Here is a 17,758-nt window from a genome sequence, read left to right as displayed (position 1 = left end):
ATGACCGACCTACTGATCACCGGGGCGCTGATCGTCGACGGCTCCGGGTCACCTGGGTACCACGGCGACGTCGCGGTCGACGCCGGCCGGATCGTGGCGATCGGTACCGATCTCCCGCCGGCGCACCGGACGATCGACGCCGGCGGGCTGGTGCTGTCGCCCGGGTTCATCGACATGCACTCGCATTCCGATCTGCAGATCCTGGTCAATCCCGATCACACCGCGAAGGTCAGCCAGGGCGTCACGCTGGAGGTGCTCGGTCAGGACGGGCTGTCGTTCGCGCCGATCGACGACCCGACCAGGGCCGTCGTACGGCGCCAGATCGCGGGCTGGAACGGGGAGCCGGACGACTTCGAGTTCAGCTGGTCCACGGTCGCCGGTTACCTCGATCGCCTCGACCGCGGGATCGCTTGCAACGCGGCGTACCTGGTTCCGCAGGGCACGCTGCGGATGATGGTCGTCGGCACCTCGAACCGTCCCGCGACGGCGGCCGAGCTCGCACGGATGGAAGAGCTGCTCGCCGACGGTCTGCGCGACGGGGCGGTCGGGATGAGCAGCGGGCTTACCTACACGCCCGGCATGTTCGCCGGCACCGACGAGCTCGTCGCACTGTGCAAGGTCATCGCGGAGTACGGCGGGTACTACGCCCCGCACCAGCGCTCGTACGGGAAGGGCGCCCTCGAGGCGTACGCCGAGATGGTCGAGGTGTCACGCCGCTCGGGCTGCGCGCTGCATCTGACCCACGCGGTGATGAACTTCGCACCGAACGCGGGACGCGGGGCCGACCTGGTCGCGATGATCGACGAGGCGATCGCGTCCGGCGTGGACGTCACCACGGACACCTACCCGTACTTGCCGGGGGCAACCACCCTGGCGGCGATCCTGCCGAGCTGGACGGCCGAGGGCGGCCCGGACGCCCTGCTGTCGCGGCTGCGCGATCCGTCGGCGCGGTCCCGGATCGCGTACGAACTCGAGCAGGTCGGCTCGGACGGCTGCCACGGATGCGTTGTCGAGTGGGAGACGATCGAGATCGGCGGCGTCCGGAACGCGGCGTTGTCCGACGCGGTCGGGAAGACGGTCGCGACGCTCGCGACCCGCGCGGGGAAGCCGGCGTCCGAGGTTTTCTTCGATCTGCTGCTCGCGGACGATCTCGCGACGTCGATCCTGCAGCACGTCGGCCACGAGGAGAACGTGCGCACGATCATGCAGCACCGCTCGCACACCGGCGGCTCGGACGGGATCCTGGTCGGCGGCAAACCGCACCCACGCTCATGGGGCACCTTCCCGCGGTACCTCGCGCACTACGTCCGTGACCTGGGCGTTCTCGACCTCGCGGACTGCATCCACCACCTGACCGGCCGCCCCGCGCGCCGCCTCCGGCTCACCGACCGCGGCCTGATCCGCGAGGGGTACGCCGCGGACCTGGTCCTGTTCGATCCCGGCACCGTCCGCGACACCGCCACGTTCCCGGAGCCGCGTCAGCAGGCTGCCGGTATCCCCTTCGTGCTCGTCAACGGCGTCCCCGTCATCGACGACTCCCATCGAACCGAGGCGCTGCCCGGGCGCGCCATCCGCCGTACCCCGTAGCCAAGATCCCCCTTGAAAGGACCATTTCTGTGAACACCCTGGAGTTGCTCCGCGCCGACCGTGTCCTGACCGTTGTCCGTGCGCCGGAGATCTCCGACGCGCGGGACCTCTGCGCCGCATTGGTTGCCGGCGGCATCCACGTCGTCGAGCTCACCTACACCACCCCTGACCTGCCGCGGCACCTCGAACGCGCCGCCTCCACGGCCGCCGAGACCGGTGCGGTCGTCGGCGCGGGCACTGTCCAGACTGCCGACCAGGCCACGCAGGCCATCAACGCCGGCGCGCAGTTCCTCGTCACCCCTGGCCAAGGTCCCGAGGCGGCCGCTATCGCCTCGGCGGCTACGGCCGCGGGCATCCCGGTCGTCCTGGGTGCCTTCACGCCTTCTGAGGTGATGACTGCGCTGGCTCTCGGCTCCGCCGCGGTCAAGATCTTCCCGGCTCACCAGCTGGGCCCGAAGTACTTCAAGGACCTCAATGGCCCGTTCCCCGGCGTACCGCTGATCCCGTCCGGCGGCGTCAACGCCACCAACGCCCACGACTTCCTCGCCAACGGCGCCCTCGCGGTCAGTGCCGGCACCGATGTCGTCTCCCCTGCCGACGTCGCCGCCGCCAACTGGGACTCGATCACCACCAAGGCCAAGACCTTCTGCGCCGCCCTATGACTGCTGCACGGTGACGCTGCCGTAGCTCGATCGCAGGTACAGGTGGTGGGTCGCAGCGGGATCGTTCGGGATCTGCAGGTCGGTGGAGCCCTGCGCGGCGACCGCGTCGACGGTGTACCTCGTGAACGGCGGCACCTGCACCGTGAGCGATCCATCGCTGGTGGTCGCGGACACCTGGTCGGGCGCGCTGTCGAAGCTCAAGGTGGCCGACCCACGCTGGGCGTCCACCGAGACCCGTGGACTCCGCACCCGCACCAGGTCGACCGACCCGTCGGCGACGGCAACGGTCAGCGGCGACGAGACCCCCACGACGTTGACCGAGGACCCCTCGACCTTCGCCTGGACTGCCGCGGCGGCAGGCACCTCGACCGTCAGATCCACCGAGCAGTGCACGTCCGGACACCTGCTCTCGACGGCCAGAACACCATCGTCCGTCGACACCTTGACGTCCGGCTTCGCGGCGGCATAGGTCCCGTCGACGCTCACGTGCACCTGCCCGTCGACGCTGGCCAGCACCTGGGTCTGCACATCGGACTTGATCCGCACCCCGTCGGCCCCCGGGGCGAAGGCCGCCGAGTAGCTGTACGGCAGTTTGCCGCGGATCGTCGACATCGTCACGGCGGCTCCCGCGACGACAAGGACCAGCAAGGGCACCAGCCCGACGATCAGCATCCTCCGCTGCGCGCTCGACATCAGCTGCCCAGGAACTTCAGGACGGCGAGCACCCGGCGATGCTCCCCGTCGGTCGGCGTGAGATCGAGCTTCAGGAAGATGTTGCTGATGTGCTTCTCCACGGCTCCTTCGCCGACCACCAGCGCCTGCGCGATCCCGCCGTTCGACTTGCCCTCGGCCATCGCCCGGAGAACGTCCTGTTCCCGCGGGCTCAGCACCGCCAGCGGATCCGCCCGCCGCGAACGCACCAGCAGTTGCGAGATCACCTCCGGATCCAGCGCCGCGCCACCGCCCGCGACCCGGCGCAGTCCGTCGATGAACTGATCCACATCCGCGACCCGGTCCTTCAGCAAGTAGCCGACGCCACCCGGGTTCCCGCCGATCAGCTCGCTCGCATACCGCTCCTCGACGTACTGCGACAACACCAGCACCCCGACCTCGGCATACTGCTCACGGATCACCAGCGCCGCCCGCAGCCCCTCGTCGGTGAAGGTCGGCGGCATCCGCACGTCGACCACACAGACGTCCGGTCGATGCGCCTCGACCGCCTTCAGCAGCGAGTCGCCGTCACCCACAGCCGCGACCACCACACAGTCCTGCTCCTCCAGCAGCCGCATGATGCCCTCACGCAACAGCACCGAGTCCTCGGCGATCACCACCCGCAGCTCAGCCACACGGCACCTCCGCGATCAGCGTCGTCCCGCCACCCGGCGGACTGTCCACGGTGAGTCGTCCGTCGACACCGGCCACCCGATCGGTCAGCCCACGCAACCCGCTCCCCCTCGCCGGATCGGCGCCGCCCTGGCCGTCGTCACGCACCTCGATCCGCAGTACGTTCCGAGCCCGCGTCACTCGCACCTCCGCCTGAGCAGCCACCGCATGTTTGGCCACATTGGCCAGCGCCTCCGTCACCACGAAGTACGCGATCGACTCGATCGTCAGCGAGGGCCGGGGCCGGACGTCGACGCTCAGCCGGACCGGCACCGGCGACCGGGCCGCGACCGCCGACAAGGCCGCGTCCAGACCGCGGTCGCTCAGCACCGGTGGATGCAGTCCGCGCGTCAGGTCGCGGATCTCGGCGATCGCCTGCATCGCCTCCGAGTGTGCTTCCTCGATCAGCGAACGGACCGCCGGCTCCTTGTCGCCCAGCCGGTTCTTCGCCCGTCCCAGTGTCATCGCCAGCGAGACGAGCCGCTGCTGGGCGCCGTCGTGCAGGTCACGCTCCATCCGGCGCCGCTCGGCCTCGACCGAGTCGACCACCTGCTGCCGGCTCGTCACCAGCTGGGAGACGCGCTCCGCCAGCGCACCGGTCTCGGACCGGCCGAGCAGCGTCCGCGCGAGCTCCGCGTCCAGGCTCGAGGCGGCACGCATCAGCCAGGGCGACGCGAGCAGCAGGAAGACCACCGCGATCCCGGCCACGACCGACGCCTTCGTGACCGTGTCGATCACGAACGGCCCGACCTGTGCCTGCGACGCGGCGAAGTGCGAGTAGTACGCCGGCAGTCCGACCAGCGCCAGCGGAACGGACCAGGCGAACACGATCAGCACGAACCAGATCATCGCCAGCGGCAACAGCAGGACGTAGTACAGGAACTGCCGCCACAGGCCCTGGTCCGTCACCGCCTGCCGGGCGTCGTCGATCCGCGAGCCGGTCGGCAGCGGCGGCACCAACGGCTGGATCAGCTGCTCCCGGGTGATCCGCGCCCTGGCCAGCTCCCAGCCGGCCACCTGGTAGACGAACCGGTTCGCGCCGACGGACAGCGGGATGCCGACGTACGCCAACGGCCAGGCGAACAGGACGATCAGCACCGTCGCCAGGACCAGCAGCCCCGAGGTGAGGACGACCAGCGAGTCGCCGAGCACGTGGATGGTTGCCAACCACAAGTACGGCGAGCGCCACAGGCGCCAAGGTGCCCGGGGAACCGGACTCGCGGCAACCGTCATCCGGACCTTCACCTCCCCGTCTCAGCGCGTGCTTGCCGTCACAACTTACGTGGTCGGGGCGGCCGGACGGCATCAGGACAACCCACGGATCGGACCGGGGGTTATCCCCACCCCGGTTCGTGGGCTGACCGGACTGTGCCGAGCGCCGCCGCCCGGGATGCTCGAAGCCATGACGACGACAGCGATCGGCTCCAGCCGCACCGGCGATCCGGGCCGGGCCATCGACGGCAGACTGGACAGCAGGTTGGACGGCAGGCTCGGCGACGCGATCGACGATCGCGTCGCGGACGCGCTCGAGGACTACATCGCCGAGGGCCGGCTCGACGGCCGGATCCGCCCGCGGCGTTCACCCGGCGGCCTGGCCGCGGTGGTCGCGGCCGGAGTCGCCGCAGTGCTGCTCCCCTGGTGCCTGATCCTCGCGGCCACGCTGCCGCGCAGCTACCAGGTGGATCACTGGAAGCTCACCTGGATCGGCCTCGACTGCGGTACGGCGCTCGCGGCCGGCCTCACGGCGTACCTGCTGCACAAGCGCAACAGGTACGCCGTTCTGACCGCGATGGCCGCCGGGACGCTGCTCGTCGCCGACGCCTGGTTCGACGTCAGCACCGCCGCGGCCGGCTTCGACCGCACGCTCTCGCTCACTGAGGCGCTCCTGCTGGAGCTGCCGCTGGCGATCTGCGCCTTCGTGGTCGCCGCGCGCGAACTGCGGAGTCGCTAGCCGATGAGCTCGAGCACGGGACCGTCATGCAGGGCTCGGTAGACCTTGTCCCGCAAGACGTTGGCCTCGGCATCGGTGAGGGTCCGATCCACCGGCCTGAGGACCAGCCTGACCAGGAGATTCCGTTGCCCCGGGGTCATCTGGAGACGCTCACGGGCGGCCGTCGGCAAGTCGTCGTACGACGTTTCGCCCAGCACCTCCAGCGACTCCGCGGCATCGGCCTGCGCGCCGAGCGCGGCGCGCACCTTGTCACCGAGCACTTCGGCCGACACGTCCGCCGAGGCGTCGACCACGACCGACAGGTCGCGACGGACCGGCGGCATCGACGAGACCGGCTTGTAAGGCGTCAGATCCAGCATCTGGTTCGCCACCAGTGGATCCGTCGACCGGAGCAGGCGGATGTCGCGGATGCCCTTGCGCAGCATCAGGAGCCGGTCGAGACCGGGTCCCATCGCGAGTCCGGTCCAGCTCTCGTCCAGGCCGGCCAGACGGAGTACGTGCGGAGCCGCGACACCGCATTCACCGATCTCGATCCATTGATCGTCCAGCAGTACGTCGATCTGACGGCCGTGAATCGTGTACGGGTGGACCGCCGGCACGGTGCGGTACGTCTGCCCGGGAAGGATCGTGTCGACCAGACGGGCGATCATGTCCTCCAACTCGGGTTCGCCCAACGTCACGTTGCGGCTGATCCGCCACAGGTCGAGCTGATGCGGCGTACCGGTGTGCTGCCAGTCGACCGAGTCCCGGCGGTAACAGATGCCGGCGCAGATCATCAGCACATCGGATGCCTCGGACTGCGCGAGCTCGCGAAGTGCCGGCGGGATCATGGCCGACGTGTGGCTGCGCAGTACCTCGGTCTCGGACACGTAGCGCGTGTAGCGGGCCTCCCGTGTCACGGCGTCGGCTGCGTAGCCGAGGTTGTCGTAGTTGTCCGCCATCGGTACGACGGGATGGTCGCGGCGCGTCCAGATCTCGGTGTAGGGCCAGGCAGTGCCGAGCGCCTGGCGGATCGAGTCCACGATCAACTGGACGGCGTGCGCTCCCTGGGCCGGATCGGCGAGGTCGCGGAGCGCGAGGGCAGAGTGCAGTTCTTCAACAGTGAGGACAGACATGGGTTTCTCTCCAAGGTGACGGTCTCGACGGGGGTCCACCCCGGTCGGCCGCGGTCACCTCAGGAGAGAGCGCAGCAGCAGCTCACCCCGTCGGCACCGTCGTGCCGGCCGGGGCGCAGAAATCGCCGCCCGTACTGCGTCATGTCCCCAACTCTACCTGTCCGGGCCAACGAACCGCCGCCGATTTGTCAGTCGCCATCGAGTCGAGCGGGCCGGTCGAGGGTGAACCACGCGACCGCCGCCGCGATCAGCGCAAGGACGGCAATCGCCGCGTAGGCAATCTCGGCGCCACGGTCGAACGCGTCCCGGGCAGCTGTCGTCAGGGAGCTGCCGATCGGCGCCGGCAGGGTCCCGGCCACCTCGAGCGCACCCTGTAGCGACCCTCGGGCCTTGCCGCCCTGCTCCGGTTCGAGAGCGGGCGCGTTCGCATCGAGGTTCCGGACGTAGGCGCTCGCCAGGATGGATCCGGCCATCGCCACCCCGATCGACCCACCCACGAACCTGCTGACGAAGTTGAGGGACGACCCGTCACCGGCTTTCGCCGCGGGCAGGCTGTTCATCACCACGGTCGACGGCGGGGCGATCAGCACCGACAGGCCGGCGCCGAGGATGACAGAGCCGGCGATCATCGCCCAGAGCGGTCCGCTGCCGGATACCGCGAGTACGCCGGCCGCGGCGGCGCTCACGACGAGCCCGAGCGCGATCGTGGTCCGGGCTCCCAACCACTGCAGGATCCGCTGGGACTGCAGGGACCACGCCCCGAAGACGACTGCGAACGGCAGGAACAGCAGACCGACGGCCACGATCGACTCGCCTCGGACGTCGAGGAGGTACTGAGGATTCAGGAACAGGAACGAGCTCAGGACCAGGTAGGCCACCATCAACGTGATCGCGCCGGTGGCGACGAGCGGGCGCCGCAGGATCCGTACGTCGAACAACGGGGACCCCGTCCGTAGCTCGCGGACGACGAACGCGGTGACGGTGATCGCACCGAACCCCACGGCAGCGAGCACGAGCGGCGACGTCCAGCCGCGTCCTGGGCCTTCGATGACACCGAAGAGCAATGCACCGAGCCCGACCACCGACAGCACCGCCCCCAGCACGTCGAGCGCGGGGCGGCCACCAGCGGGGACCGGAGCGCGTGACTCGGGGATGGTTCGCGCGCCCGCCACAACCCCGACCGCGACGATGGGCACATTGACCAGGAACACCGAGCCCCACCAGAAGTGGTCAAGCAGCAGCCCGCCGATGATCGGCCCGACGGCCAGACCGGTCGCACCGAGTACGACGAAGGCGCTGATCGCGCGGCCCCTCCTCTCGGGTGGGTACATCGACGCGATGATCGCCAGCGCGGGCGCGATCGCACCGGCGGCGCCGAGCCCCATCACCGCCCTCGACGCGATCAACGCTCCCGCGGCCGAACTGAACGCCGCGGCCAGCGAGCCGAGGGCGAACAGCGCATAGCTGGCGAGGAACACGCGACGGCGCCCGTACCGGTCCGCAACCGCGCCGCCGAGCACCAGCATCCCGGCCAGCACGATGTTGTACGCGTCGATCGTCCACTGCAACTCGTTGGTGCCGGCATCGAGGACCTTGCCGATGGCCGGCAGCGCGACGTTGGTGATCGTCAGGTCGACCCCGGCCGTCAGTGAGCACAGGCACAGGATTCCGAGCGCCACAGAGTGCCCGCGAGCGGCAACCGCCGGCCCCCCGGGTTCCCGATGGTTCTGGTGCAGACGCCCATGGTCGTGCACGGCCTCCAATCTAGCCTGCCGTACTGTGCGCCGCGGCCGCATAGCTGATCGTGACCGCGGGACCGACGGGGTGCGACGATGGGCCGCATGCGTTGGATCGACACCCTGGAAACCGCGGCCGCCGAGAGGCTCCCGGAGGCCGTGCACCGGTACTTCCGGCAAGGTTCGGCCGGTGGGATCAGTGTCGGAGAAGCGACCGCGGCCTGGTCGACGTACCGGTTCCGCCCGCATGTGCTGAACGACGTCTCCACCGTCGGCCTCGGGACCACGGTCCTCGGTGAACCCGTCGACCTGCCGATCCTGGTCGCGCCCTCGACGATGCACCGGATGGCCGACCCGGACGGCGAGCTCGCGATGGCGCGCGGCGTCGGCGCTGCGAAGTCGGTGATCGGCCTTTCCAGCAACGCGGGGACGACGTTCGGCGAGCTCGGGAAGACCGGCGTCCCGTGGTGGCTGCAGATCTACGTCGTACGGAACCGCGAGATCACCGAGCGGATGCTGGACGCAGCGGTCGCGGCCGGCGCGCGGGCGGTCGTGCTGACCGCCGACACCCCGGTGGTCGGCCGGAAGGAAGACGACGGCGAAACGGTCTGGGACCTGGTGCGACCCGGTCAGCTGCTCGCGAACCTGCCCGCGGGCGACTGGACCGACGACGACCTCGCGAAGGCCGACGACCTGAACCCCGACGTGATCGGCCGGCTCGCCGAACGCACCGGCCTGCCCGTCGTCGTGAAGGGCGTACTCCGCGGCGACGACGCCAAACGCTGCGCGGACGCGGGCGCCGCCGGCATCATCGTGTCCAACCACGGCGGCCGCCAGCTCGACGGCTCGATCCCCACCGCTCTGGCCCTCCCCGAGGTCGCCGAAGCAGTCGCCGGCTCCGGAATCGAGGTGTACGTCGACGGTGGCATCCGCCGCGGCGAACACATCCTCGCCGCCCTCGCACTCGGCGCCCGCGCGGTCTTCGTCGGGCGGCCGGCACTGTGGGCGCTGACCGTCGGCTCATCCGCCGGCGTCACCCGGTTGCTCACGGACCTCGGCACCGAACTCGACCACGCCCTCCGCCTGGTGGGCATTCCGTCCCTGTCCTCGCTGACCCCGGACCTCGTCACCGGCCGCTTCGCATGACGACCGTTCATCGAGTCGTGGGGATCGGTTGCCGACCTGCAGCCCCACTCCACGACTCGGCGTAACGGTGAGGAGCCGATTCACACGACTCGGGCGAGATGGCGGGAGAACAGAAAACCCCCGGTCGTGGACCGGGGGTTTTCTGGTGACGAGGTGGAGGCTCAGGCGTCGACCTGGTCCTCGGCGAGGTTGCGGGTCAGGTTGGGGTCAACCTGGATGCCCGGACCCATCGTGGTCGAGAAGACCGTCTTCTTGATGTAGCGGCCCTTGGAGCTGGCCGGCTTGAGCCGGAGGATCTCCTCGAGCGCGGCGCTGTAGTTCTCCACCAGCTGGGCCTCGTCGAACGACGCCTTGCCGATGATGAAGTGCAGGTTCGCGTGCCGGTCGACCCGGAACTCGATCTTGCCGCCCTTGATGTCGGACACGGCCTTGGTCACGTCCGGCGTGACGGTTCCGGTCTTCGGGTTCGGCATCAGACCACGCGGGCCGAGGACCCGGCCGAGGCGGCCGACCTTGCCCATCAGATCCGGGGTGGCGACGACGGCGTCGAAGTCCAGCCAGCCGTCGGTCACCTTCTTGATCATGTCGTCGTCACCGACGAAGTCGGCGCCGGCGGCCTTCGCCTGCTCGGCCTTCTCGCCGGTGGCGAAGACGAGGACCCGTGCCGTCTTGCCGGTACCGTGCGGAAGGTTGACGGTGCCGCGCACCATCTGGTCGGCCTTGCGGGGGTCGACCCCGAGACGCATCGCGACGTCCACGGTGGAGTTGAACTTCTTGCTGCCGGCGGACTCCTTGGCCAGCCGGATCGCCTCGAGCGGCGTGTACAGGTGATCGAAGTCGATCTTCTCCGCGATCGCGCGGTAAGCCTTGCTGCGCTGTGCCATTACTACGGTTCCTCTCTGGGGTGTGGTCTCCGGGCGGCGCTTCGCCCTGCCACGACTACCTTTTTGCTGGGGTGTACGGCGCTCAGCCGTCGACCACGACGCCCATCGAGCGCGCGGTGCCCTCGATGATCTTCATCGCGGCGTCGATGTCACGGGCGTTCAGGTCCGGCATCTTGGTGGTGGCGATCTCGCGGACCTGGTCCTTGGTGATCTTGCCGACCTTGTCGCGCTGCGGGACGGCCGAACCCTTCTGCAGACCGGCGGCCTTCTTGATCATCTCCGGCGCCGGCGGCGTCTTGGTGATGAAGGTGAAGGAGCGGTCTTCGTAGATGGTGATCTCGACCGGTACGACGTTGCCGCGCATGGATTCCGTCTGCGCGTTGTACGCCTTGCAGAACTCCATGATGTTGACGCCGTGCGGACCGAGCGCGGTACCGACCGGCGGTGCCGGCGTCGCGGCACCGGCCTGGAGCTGCACCTTGACCAGCGCAGCGATCTTCTTCTTGGGAGGCATTCTGTCGGGTCCTTAGACTTTCTGGATCTGGTTGAAGCTGAGTTCCACCGGGGTCTCCCGGCCGAAGATCTCCACCAGGGCCTTGATCCGCTGGGCCTCGGCGTTGATCTCCGTGACTGTGGCGTGCAGGGTCGCGAACGGCCCGTCGACCACCATGACCGAGTCCCCGACACCGAAGTCGGCGACCTCGACCTTCTTCTTGGCCGCGGTCTTGGCAGGTGCGGCACCGGCTTCGGCTGCCGCCGCCTCGGCCGCCGCCACGACGGCCGGAGCGAGCATCTTCTCCACCTCTTCGAGGCTGAGCGGGACCGGCTTCTGGCTGTTCCCGACGAAGCCGGTCACCGACGGCGTGTGCCGCACGGTCGACCAGGACTCGTCGGTCAGGTCCATCCGGACCAGCACGTAGCCCGGGAGCACCGTGCGCTTCACCATCCGGCGCTGCCCGTTCTTGATCTCGGCGACCTCTTCGGTCGGCACGATGATCTCGAAGATGTAGTCCTCCATGTTCAGGGAGTTGATCCGGTTCTCCAGGTTGCCCTTGACCCGGTTCTCCATCCCTGAGTACGTGTGCACCACGTACCAGTCGCCGATCTGCGACCGCAGCCGGCTGCGCAGCTCCTCCAGCGGGTCGCCCGGCTCCTCGGGCTCCGCCTCCTCGGCCTCGTCGTCGGCCTGCGCCGCGGCGAGCGCGTCCACGTCGGCGTCGTCGTCGCTGTCCTCGTCGTCGCTGTCCTCGTCGCTGTCGTCAGCGCTCGAGAAGACCACCTCGTCGGCCGCGGCCGGCGGCTCGGTGGTGGTCAGCGGCGCGGTCTCGGCGGTCTCCTCGGCCAGCTCCTCGGCGGCGTCCTCGACGTCGCCTTCGGTCACCACCTCGGTCACCTCGGACTCGTCGGCGGCGGCGACCACGACGACCGGCTCGTCGTCCGACGTGTCGGCGTCCGCGTCCGGCTCCTCCGACTCGTCGTCGGCGGAGTACTCGTCCTCGTCGGAGTCCGCCTCGTCTTCCTCGTCGTCCTCGTCTTCGTCGTCGAGATCCGCGAACGGGTCGTCGTCATCGTCGTCGTCACCGAACAGGTCGTCGTCGGTGGCGTTCTCGTCGAAATCGAGGTCGTCGTCGGAGTCGGATACGTCGAACTCGTCCTCGTAGTCGAGGACCTCGTCGTCGCGCTCGGACACGTCGTACTCCGTCATCTATGCATCGGGGTCTTGTCTGCTTCGGTCGGGTCAGGAGCCCGGGACCTACCTACGGTCGTCGATCGTGGCGAACCTCAGCCGAAGATCTTGAACATCGCCCAGCCGAAGGCGAGGTCGAGAACCGAGACGATCGCGATCACGAAGACCACGAACGTCAGGACCACCACGAAGTAGGTGGACAGCTGCTTGCGGGTCGGCCAGACGACCTTGCGGAGCTCCGCGACCACCTGGCGGTAGAAACGCAGCAGGCCCTTGCCCTGCTTGCCTTCCGCCGGCTTGCCGGCGCCGGACGGTGCCGGGGTGCGCGTCTCCGTCACGACCTACCTCTTTCGCTAGCGGCGGCCTGACCGGCCCTGCGCCGGTCAGGATTTGCAGGGCACGAGGGACTTGAACCCCCAACCTTCGGTTTTGGAGACCGATGCTCTGCCAGTTGAGCTAGTGCCCTCTGCAATCCATCCGGACGCCGCGTCGGACCTGATCTCGGGCATGCCGGATCAGGGCCATCAACGCCCGGACTAGATGAGTGTACGGGGTCGGAGCCACCTGGTCGAACTCAGCCTCTCGGCGTCCTTCGGCCTGACCCTGCCCGCACGACCCGTCACCAGGCGCCGCACCGCGGTCAGAACCATACAGCCTCCACCGGTCCCCAACGCACCACACCCCCGGCGCGTTCCCGGACCACCGGTTGAAACCGGCGCGCACCGCCGTACGGCGTGATGCCAGGATGGACGTCATGGGTTCCAGGATCTCGGCGCGGATCGGCGCCATCAGTGAATCGGCGACGCTGGCGGTGGACAGCAAGGCGAAGGCGCTCAAGGCGGCGGGCCGCCCGGTGATCGGGTTCGGCGCGGGCGAGCCGGACTTCCCGACGCCGGACTACATCGTCGAGGCCGCCGTCGCGGCCGCGCGGGACCCGAAGAACCACCGGTACAGCCCGGCCGGTGGCCTGCCGGAGCTGAAGCAGGCGATCGCCGACAAGACCAAGCGCGACTCCGGCTACGAGATCGAGGCCGCGCAGGTCCTGGTCACGAACGGCGGGAAGCACGCGGTCTACAACGCTTTCGCGACGCTCCTCGACCCGGGTGACGAGGTGCTGCTGCCGGCGCCGTACTGGACGACGTACCCGGAGGCGATCCGGCTGGCAGGCGGCGTACCGGTCGAGGTGCTCGCCGACGAGTCGCAGAACTACTGCGTCACCGTCGAGCAACTGGAGGCGGCGCGGACCGAGAAGACCAAGGCGCTGCTGTTCTGTTCGCCGAGCAACCCGACCGGAGCGGTCGACAGCCCGGAGGCGGTCGAGGCGATCGGCCGCTGGGCGCTCGAGCACGACCTCTGGGTGATCACGGACGAGATCTACGAGCACCTGACGTACGGCGACGCGACGCCGACGTCGATCCCCGTCGCGGTGCCGGAGCTGGCGGACAAGACCGTCGTACTGAACGGGGTCGCCAAGACCTACGCGATGACCGGCTGGCGGGTCGGCTGGATGATCGGCCCGAAGGACGTCATCAAGGCCGCGACGAACCTGCAGTCGCACCAGACCTCGAACGTCTGCAACGTCGCCCAGCGGGCCGCGCTGGCCGCGGTGTCCGGCGACCTGAAGGCCGTCGACGAGATGAAGCAGGCGTTCGACCGGCGCCGGCGGACCATGGTCCGGATGCTCAACGATATCCCCGGCGTCGAGTGCCCGGAGCCGACCGGCGCGTTCTACGCGTACCCGTCGGTCAAGGGCGTCCTCGGCAAGGAGATCGCCGGGCGGACGCCGGCGACGTCCTCCGAGCTGGCCGACCTGATCCTCGACGAGGTCGAGGTGGCGGTCGTGCCGGGCGAGGCGTTCGGTGCACCGGGGTACCTGCGACTGTCCTACGCGCTCGGCGACGACGACCTGGCCGAGGGCCTCGGGCGGATCGCCAAGCTGCTGGGGTGATCCCGGATTTCGCCGGTCGGGTGCGGGCTCGGTAACCTTCGGTAATGACGCAGCGGGATCTGCGGGTGTTGCCGAAATCGCACCTGCATCTGCACTTCTCCGGGTCGATGCGGCACCTGACCCTGGTAGAGCTCGCGGACAAGCACGGCGTCCGGCTGCCCGATGCGTTGCGCATCGACTGGCCGCCGGAGCTGTCGGCCGCGGACGAGCGCGGCTGGTTCCGGTTCCAGCGGCTGTACGACATCGCGCGCTCGGTGCTGCGGACCGAGGACGACGTACGGCGCCTGGTGCGCGAGGCGGCCGAGGACGACCGGGCCGACGGTTCCCGCTGGCTGGAGATCCAGGTGGACCCGTCCGGATATGCCAACCGCTTCCACGGGATCACCGAGTTCACCGATCTGGTCCTCGACGCCGCGCGGGATGCGGCGGCGTCGACCGGGATCGAGGTCCAGGTGATCATCGCCGCGAACCGCACCCGCCACCCGCTCGACGCCCGTACGCTCGCGCGATTGGCCTCGCAGTACGTCGGACGCGGCGTGGTCGGATTCGGCCTGTCGAACGACGAGCGCCGGGGTACGACGTCCGAGTTCGAGCCGGCGTTCCGGATCGCACGGCACGCCGGCCTGCTGTCGGCGCCGCACGGCGGTGAGCTCTGCGGGCCCGCCACCGTCCGCACCTGTTTGGACGAGCTCGGTGCCGGCCGGATCGGACATGGCGTCCGTTCCGTCGAGGATCCCGATCTGTTGAAGCGGATCGTCGACGCCCAGATCGCTCTCGAGGTCTGCCCCGCGTCCAACGTCTCGCTCGGCGTCTATCGCCGTCCCGAAGACGTCCCGCTCCGCGCTCTCTACGAGGCGGGCGCCCGCATCGCCCTCGGCGCCGACGACCCGTTGCTCTTCGGTTCCCGCCTGGCCGAACAGTACGAAACCGCCCGCACGGTCCACGGCTTCACCGACGCCGAGCTGGCTGACCTGGCGCGCTCCTCGGTCCTCGCCTCCACCGCTCCGCCGGAAACCCAGAAAACCCTCCTCACCGAAATCGACCAATGGCTGGGCACCCCCGCCACAGTCCCCGCCTGACCTACCTGGCCCGCCACGGCCAAACCGAGTGGAACACCGAGTCCCGCCGCCAAGGCCATCTCGACTCCCCACTCACTCCCCTCGGCCTCCAACAGGCCGCCCGAAACGCCGACCTCCTGAAGACAGAGGAGATCGACGCGATCTTCGCGAGCCCGCTCGGCCGAGCGCATCGGACCGCTTCGATCATCGGCTCGGGTCTTGGGCTCGCAGTGCAGGTGATCGACGATCTGGCCGAGATTGACCACGGGTTGTGGTCCGGGCTCACAGCGGCCGAGATCGAGACGCGCTGGCCGGGGCAGCCGGCGGTGCGGGAGCGGGCGAAGTACACCTTTCGGTTTCCCGGCGGCGAGAGCTATGCGGATGCCGAGGTTCGCGCGGGGCGGGCCCTCGACGTGGTGGGGCGGAGCGGCGCTCGGCGGCCGTTGGTGGTGTCGCACGAGATGATCGGGCGAGTGCTCTTGCGGCGACTCGGCGTAGCGGATGCGTTGGGGACGCGGCAGCCTTCCGACGTCGTTTATCGCGTGCGCACAGGAGGAACGGTCGATCGGTTGACGTGGGCAGAATAAGTGCCGGTCGAGTTCCGGTTCAGGTCATTGTTCGGGGCTCCTGACGCGCCTAACTTTGCGGCATGACGCCAACGAAGATCCTGCTCCCCGAGGACGAACTGCCAACGCGTTGGTACAACGTGCTTCACGACCTGCCGACGCCCCCGCCACCGGTGCTGCACCCCGGCACGGGCCAACCGATCGGCCCGGACGATCTCGCACCGCTCTTCCCGATGGACCTGATCCTGCAGGAGGTCTCACAGGAGCAGTACGTCGACATTCCGGGTGAGGTGCTCGACGTCTACCGGCTCTGGAGACCCAGCCCGCTCTACCGGGCGCACCGTCTCGAGAAGGCGCTCGATACCCCGGCACGGATCTACTACAAGTACGAAGGCGTCTCACCCGCGGGCTCCCACAAGCCCAACACCGCTGTCCCGCAGGCGTACTACAACGCGATCTCCGGCGTCCGAAAGCTCACCACCGAGACCGGCGCCGGCCAGTGGGGTACGGCGCTCGCGTTCGCCTGCGCGCAGTTCGGGCTGGAGTGTGAGGTCTGGCAGGTGCGGGCGTCGTACGACCAGAAGCCGTATCGGCGGACCATGATGCAGGTCTTCGGCGCGACCGTGCACCCGAGCCCGTCGGATCTGACCGAGGCCGGGCGGAAGATCCTCGCCGAGCACCCGGACTCCACCGGTTCACTGGGGATCGCGATCAGCGAGGCGGTCGAGGCCGCGGTGCAGGATCCCGAGGTGCACTACGCGCTCGGCTCGGTCCTCAACCACGTGCTGATGCACCAGACCATCATCGGCGAGGAAGCGCTGATGCAGTTGGCGATGGTTGGCGAGACCCCCGACCTTCTCGTCGGCTGCACCGGCGGCGGGTCGAACTTCGGCGGCCTGGCCTTCCCGTTCCTGCGGGAGCGGTGGGCGGGCCGGATGTCGCCGGTCGTGCGCGCCGTGGAGCCGGCCGCCTGCCCGTCGCTGACGCAGGGCACGTATGCGTACGACTTCGGTGACACCATCGGCATGACCCCGCTGATGAAGATGCACACCCTCGGTCACGACTTCGTGCCGGACCCGATCCACGCGGGCGGCCTGCGGTACCACGGCATGAGCCCGTTGATCAGCCACCTCTACGAGACCGGCGAGCTCGAGGCGGTCGCCAAGCCGCAGTCCGAGTGCTTCGCCGCCGGCCTGCAGTTCGCCCGTACCGAAGGCATCGTCCCGGCTCCCGAGCCCACGCACGCCCTGGCCGCCGCCATCGAGGAAGCCCAACGCTGCAAGGAGTCCGGCGAGGAGAAGGTCATCCTCACCGCCCTCTGCGGCCACGGACACCTCGACCTGGCCGCCTACGACGCCTACCTGTCCGACACCATGACCGACCGCACCTGGGAGGACGCGGAGATCCAGTCAGCGGTCGCCGAGGCCCTGACGCATTTGCCGGCCCTCAGCTAGGCGTCCGCCGGTCAGCGGCCCCCGCGCTTCCACCAAGGCTTGGGCCGCTTGGCCACCGCCGCCAGCCAGTCCTCCGGAATCGCCCACCCACGGGAGGTCAACGCCCCGAAGTAGTCCGCCTTCAAACTGTCCGGCAGCCAGTACGTCGCCTTGGACCCGCCGGCCGCCTCGAAGTACGTCGTCCGTTGCCGACGGCTCCAAACCGTCGCCTGATTCGAGCTGTAGGCAAGCCGTACGTAGTCCCACCGGGCCTGCTCGTCGTCCATGTCGAACTCACGCTCGACGACCCGGCCCTTCCCGCGCGACTCCCCCTCGACGTCCTCGATCAGACCCTGTACGACCGCCCGATCATCAGTCATCTCGTCCGGCAGCCGCATCCCCACCGGATCCAGCACGACCGCGCCCAGCCGTGGCCGGGCAACCTCCAGGAACACCTCGAGCAGAGCGAATCCTTCCTCCGCCCGATCGAAGCGGGTCAGCTCGGCGCGCAACGTCGTCACGGCTTCCTCAGGCACCCGACAACCTTAACCACCACACGCCGCACCTGGAGCTCACCTCACGAGGGGCTGCCCCTATCTGCC

Annotated in this window: 18 protein-coding genes and 1 tRNA gene; 8 read left to right on the top strand and 11 right to left on the bottom strand. The window is 69.2% G+C overall.

Features of this window, described 5'->3' with window-relative positions; translation table 11 throughout:
• Positions 1 to 1,587 carry an amidohydrolase family protein gene (locus ACFYRH_RS10385; protein WP_387771226.1) on the top strand — a complete coding sequence of 529 codons (1,587 nt, stop codon included), beginning with the start codon at positions 1 to 3 and terminating at the stop codon, positions 1,585 to 1,587.
• A gap of 29 nt (positions 1,588 to 1,616) precedes the next feature.
• Complete coding sequence (locus ACFYRH_RS10380) at positions 1,617 to 2,249, top strand: bifunctional 4-hydroxy-2-oxoglutarate aldolase/2-dehydro-3-deoxy-phosphogluconate aldolase (RefSeq protein WP_387771223.1); 633 nt, start codon at positions 1,617 to 1,619, stop codon at positions 2,247 to 2,249.
• Here ACFYRH_RS10380 and ACFYRH_RS10375 read toward each other — a convergent pair.
• The 3 genes from ACFYRH_RS10375 to ACFYRH_RS10365 are packed head-to-tail and all read right to left on the bottom strand — an operon-like array spanning position 2,244 to position 4,865.
• Positions 2,244 to 2,921 (bottom strand): hypothetical protein, encoded by a 678-nt coding sequence (locus ACFYRH_RS10375; RefSeq protein WP_387771220.1) that lies wholly within the window; start codon positions 2,919 to 2,921, stop codon positions 2,244 to 2,246. The genes ACFYRH_RS10380 and ACFYRH_RS10375 overlap by 6 nt on opposite strands.
• A gap of 20 nt (positions 2,922 to 2,941) precedes the next feature.
• Positions 2,942 to 3,586 carry a response regulator gene (locus ACFYRH_RS10370; RefSeq protein WP_387771771.1) on the bottom strand — a complete coding sequence of 215 codons (645 nt, stop codon included), beginning with the start codon at positions 3,584 to 3,586 and terminating at the stop codon, positions 2,942 to 2,944.
• Position 3,587: 1 nt separating this feature from the next.
• Complete coding sequence (locus ACFYRH_RS10365; RefSeq protein WP_387771217.1) at positions 3,588 to 4,865, bottom strand: sensor histidine kinase; 1,278 nt, start codon at positions 4,863 to 4,865, stop codon at positions 3,588 to 3,590.
• Between the two features lie 169 nt (positions 4,866 to 5,034).
• On the opposite strand from ACFYRH_RS10365, the gene ACFYRH_RS10360 reads away from it, so the two are divergent.
• A complete protein-coding gene (locus ACFYRH_RS10360; protein ID WP_387771214.1) occupies positions 5,035 to 5,583 on the top strand; it encodes a hypothetical protein in 549 nt (182 codons plus the stop codon).
• Here ACFYRH_RS10360 and ACFYRH_RS10355 read toward each other — a convergent pair.
• Complete coding sequence (locus tag ACFYRH_RS10355) at positions 5,580 to 6,698, bottom strand: hypothetical protein (RefSeq protein ID WP_387771211.1); 1,119 nt, start codon at positions 6,696 to 6,698, stop codon at positions 5,580 to 5,582. The genes ACFYRH_RS10360 and ACFYRH_RS10355 overlap by 4 nt on opposite strands.
• A gap of 188 nt (positions 6,699 to 6,886) precedes the next feature.
• A complete protein-coding gene (locus tag ACFYRH_RS10350) occupies positions 6,887 to 8,377 on the bottom strand; it encodes a DHA2 family efflux MFS transporter permease subunit (protein WP_387771209.1) in 1,491 nt (496 codons plus the stop codon).
• 162 nt (positions 8,378 to 8,539) lie between these two features.
• Here ACFYRH_RS10350 and ACFYRH_RS10345 point away from each other — a divergent pair, with 162 nt between their 5' ends.
• Positions 8,540 to 9,580 (top strand): alpha-hydroxy acid oxidase, encoded by a 1,041-nt coding sequence (locus ACFYRH_RS10345; protein ID WP_387771206.1) that lies wholly within the window; start codon positions 8,540 to 8,542, stop codon positions 9,578 to 9,580.
• Positions 9,581 to 9,741: 161 nt separating this feature from the next.
• On the opposite strand, the gene rplA is transcribed toward ACFYRH_RS10345, so the two are convergent.
• The 5 genes from rplA to ACFYRH_RS10320 form a co-directional block, all read right to left on the bottom strand.
• Positions 9,742 to 10,464 (bottom strand): 50S ribosomal protein L1, encoded by a 723-nt coding sequence (gene rplA / locus ACFYRH_RS10340; RefSeq protein ID WP_387771203.1) that lies wholly within the window; start codon positions 10,462 to 10,464, stop codon positions 9,742 to 9,744.
• A gap of 82 nt (positions 10,465 to 10,546) precedes the next feature.
• Positions 10,547 to 10,978, bottom strand: a complete 432-nt coding sequence (gene rplK, locus ACFYRH_RS10335; RefSeq protein ID WP_387771200.1) for a 50S ribosomal protein L11 — start codon at positions 10,976 to 10,978, stop codon at positions 10,547 to 10,549.
• 12 nt (positions 10,979 to 10,990) lie between these two features.
• Positions 10,991 to 12,169 (bottom strand): transcription termination/antitermination protein NusG, encoded by a 1,179-nt coding sequence (gene nusG, locus ACFYRH_RS10330; RefSeq protein WP_387771197.1) that lies wholly within the window; start codon positions 12,167 to 12,169, stop codon positions 10,991 to 10,993.
• A gap of 77 nt (positions 12,170 to 12,246) precedes the next feature.
• Complete coding sequence (secE, locus tag ACFYRH_RS10325; protein ID WP_387771194.1) at positions 12,247 to 12,489, bottom strand: preprotein translocase subunit SecE; 243 nt, start codon at positions 12,487 to 12,489, stop codon at positions 12,247 to 12,249.
• Between the two features lie 55 nt (positions 12,490 to 12,544).
• Positions 12,545 to 12,617: transfer RNA gene (locus ACFYRH_RS10320), tRNA-Trp, on the bottom strand.
• Positions 12,618 to 12,905: 288 nt separating this feature from the next.
• Here ACFYRH_RS10320 and ACFYRH_RS10315 point away from each other — a divergent pair.
• From ACFYRH_RS10315 to ACFYRH_RS10300, 4 genes are all read left to right on the top strand, one after another.
• The gene (locus ACFYRH_RS10315; RefSeq protein ID WP_387771191.1) at positions 12,906 to 14,099 is read left to right on the top strand and encodes a pyridoxal phosphate-dependent aminotransferase; all 1,194 of its coding nucleotides are present in this window, start codon (positions 12,906 to 12,908) and stop codon (positions 14,097 to 14,099) included.
• 44 nt (positions 14,100 to 14,143) lie between these two features.
• Positions 14,144 to 15,178: an adenosine deaminase gene (locus ACFYRH_RS10310; protein ID WP_387771188.1), complete on the top strand. Its 1,035-nt coding sequence runs from the start codon at positions 14,144 to 14,146 to the stop codon at positions 15,176 to 15,178.
• Complete coding sequence (locus ACFYRH_RS10305; RefSeq protein ID WP_387771185.1) at positions 15,145 to 15,744, top strand: histidine phosphatase family protein; 600 nt, start codon at positions 15,145 to 15,147, stop codon at positions 15,742 to 15,744. Before ACFYRH_RS10310 ends, ACFYRH_RS10305 begins: the two co-directional genes overlap by 34 nt.
• Before the next feature lie 62 nt (positions 15,745 to 15,806).
• Positions 15,807 to 17,177: a TrpB-like pyridoxal phosphate-dependent enzyme gene (locus tag ACFYRH_RS10300; protein ID WP_387771182.1), complete on the top strand. Its 1,371-nt coding sequence runs from the start codon at positions 15,807 to 15,809 to the stop codon at positions 17,175 to 17,177.
• Between the two features lie 11 nt (positions 17,178 to 17,188).
• Here the strand turns inward: ACFYRH_RS10300 and ACFYRH_RS10295 are convergent, their stop codons facing one another.
• A complete protein-coding gene (locus tag ACFYRH_RS10295) occupies positions 17,189 to 17,692 on the bottom strand; it encodes a hypothetical protein (protein WP_387771179.1) in 504 nt (167 codons plus the stop codon).
• Positions 17,693 to 17,758 lie beyond the last annotated feature (66 nt).

Source organism: Kribbella sp. NPDC004875 (assembly GCF_042873375.1).
In the GTDB taxonomy this organism is placed as follows: Bacteria; Actinomycetota; Actinomycetes; order Propionibacteriales; family Kribbellaceae; genus Kribbella.
Note: the sequence above shows the minus strand (reverse complement) of the source record. Positions and strands in the feature narration are given on the sequence as shown.

Bases quoted from the DNA above. Each gene is read 5' to 3' on its own strand.
- ACFYRH_RS10300 (WP_387771182.1), top strand. From the start codon at position 15,807: ATGACGCCAACGAAGATCCTGCTCCCCGAGGACGAACTGCCAACGCGT.
- ACFYRH_RS10360 (WP_387771214.1), top strand. From the start codon at position 5,035: ATGACGACGACAGCGATCGGCTCCAGCCGCACCGGCGATCCGGGCCGG.
- ACFYRH_RS10375 (WP_387771220.1), bottom strand. From the start codon at position 2,921: ATGCTGATCGTCGGGCTGGTGCCCTTGCTGGTCCTTGTCGTCGCGGGA.
- ACFYRH_RS10310 (WP_387771188.1), top strand. From the start codon at position 14,144: ATGACGCAGCGGGATCTGCGGGTGTTGCCGAAATCGCACCTGCATCTG.
- rplA (WP_387771203.1), bottom strand. From the start codon at position 10,464: ATGGCACAGCGCAGCAAGGCTTACCGCGCGATCGCGGAGAAGATCGAC.
- rplK (WP_387771200.1), bottom strand. From the start codon at position 10,978: ATGCCTCCCAAGAAGAAGATCGCTGCGCTGGTCAAGGTGCAGCTCCAG.
- ACFYRH_RS10345 (WP_387771206.1), top strand. From the start codon at position 8,540: ATGCGTTGGATCGACACCCTGGAAACCGCGGCCGCCGAGAGGCTCCCG.
- ACFYRH_RS10385 (WP_387771226.1), top strand. From the start codon at position 1: ATGACCGACCTACTGATCACCGGGGCGCTGATCGTCGACGGCTCCGGG.
- ACFYRH_RS10365 (WP_387771217.1), bottom strand. From the start codon at position 4,865: ATGACGGTTGCCGCGAGTCCGGTTCCCCGGGCACCTTGGCGCCTGTGG.
- nusG (WP_387771197.1), bottom strand. From the start codon at position 12,169: ATGACGGAGTACGACGTGTCCGAGCGCGACGACGAGGTCCTCGACTAC.
- ACFYRH_RS10315 (WP_387771191.1), top strand. From the start codon at position 12,906: ATGGGTTCCAGGATCTCGGCGCGGATCGGCGCCATCAGTGAATCGGCG.
- ACFYRH_RS10305 (WP_387771185.1), top strand. From the start codon at position 15,145: ATGGCTGGGCACCCCCGCCACAGTCCCCGCCTGACCTACCTGGCCCGC.
- ACFYRH_RS10355 (WP_387771211.1), bottom strand. From the start codon at position 6,698: ATGTCTGTCCTCACTGTTGAAGAACTGCACTCTGCCCTCGCGCTCCGC.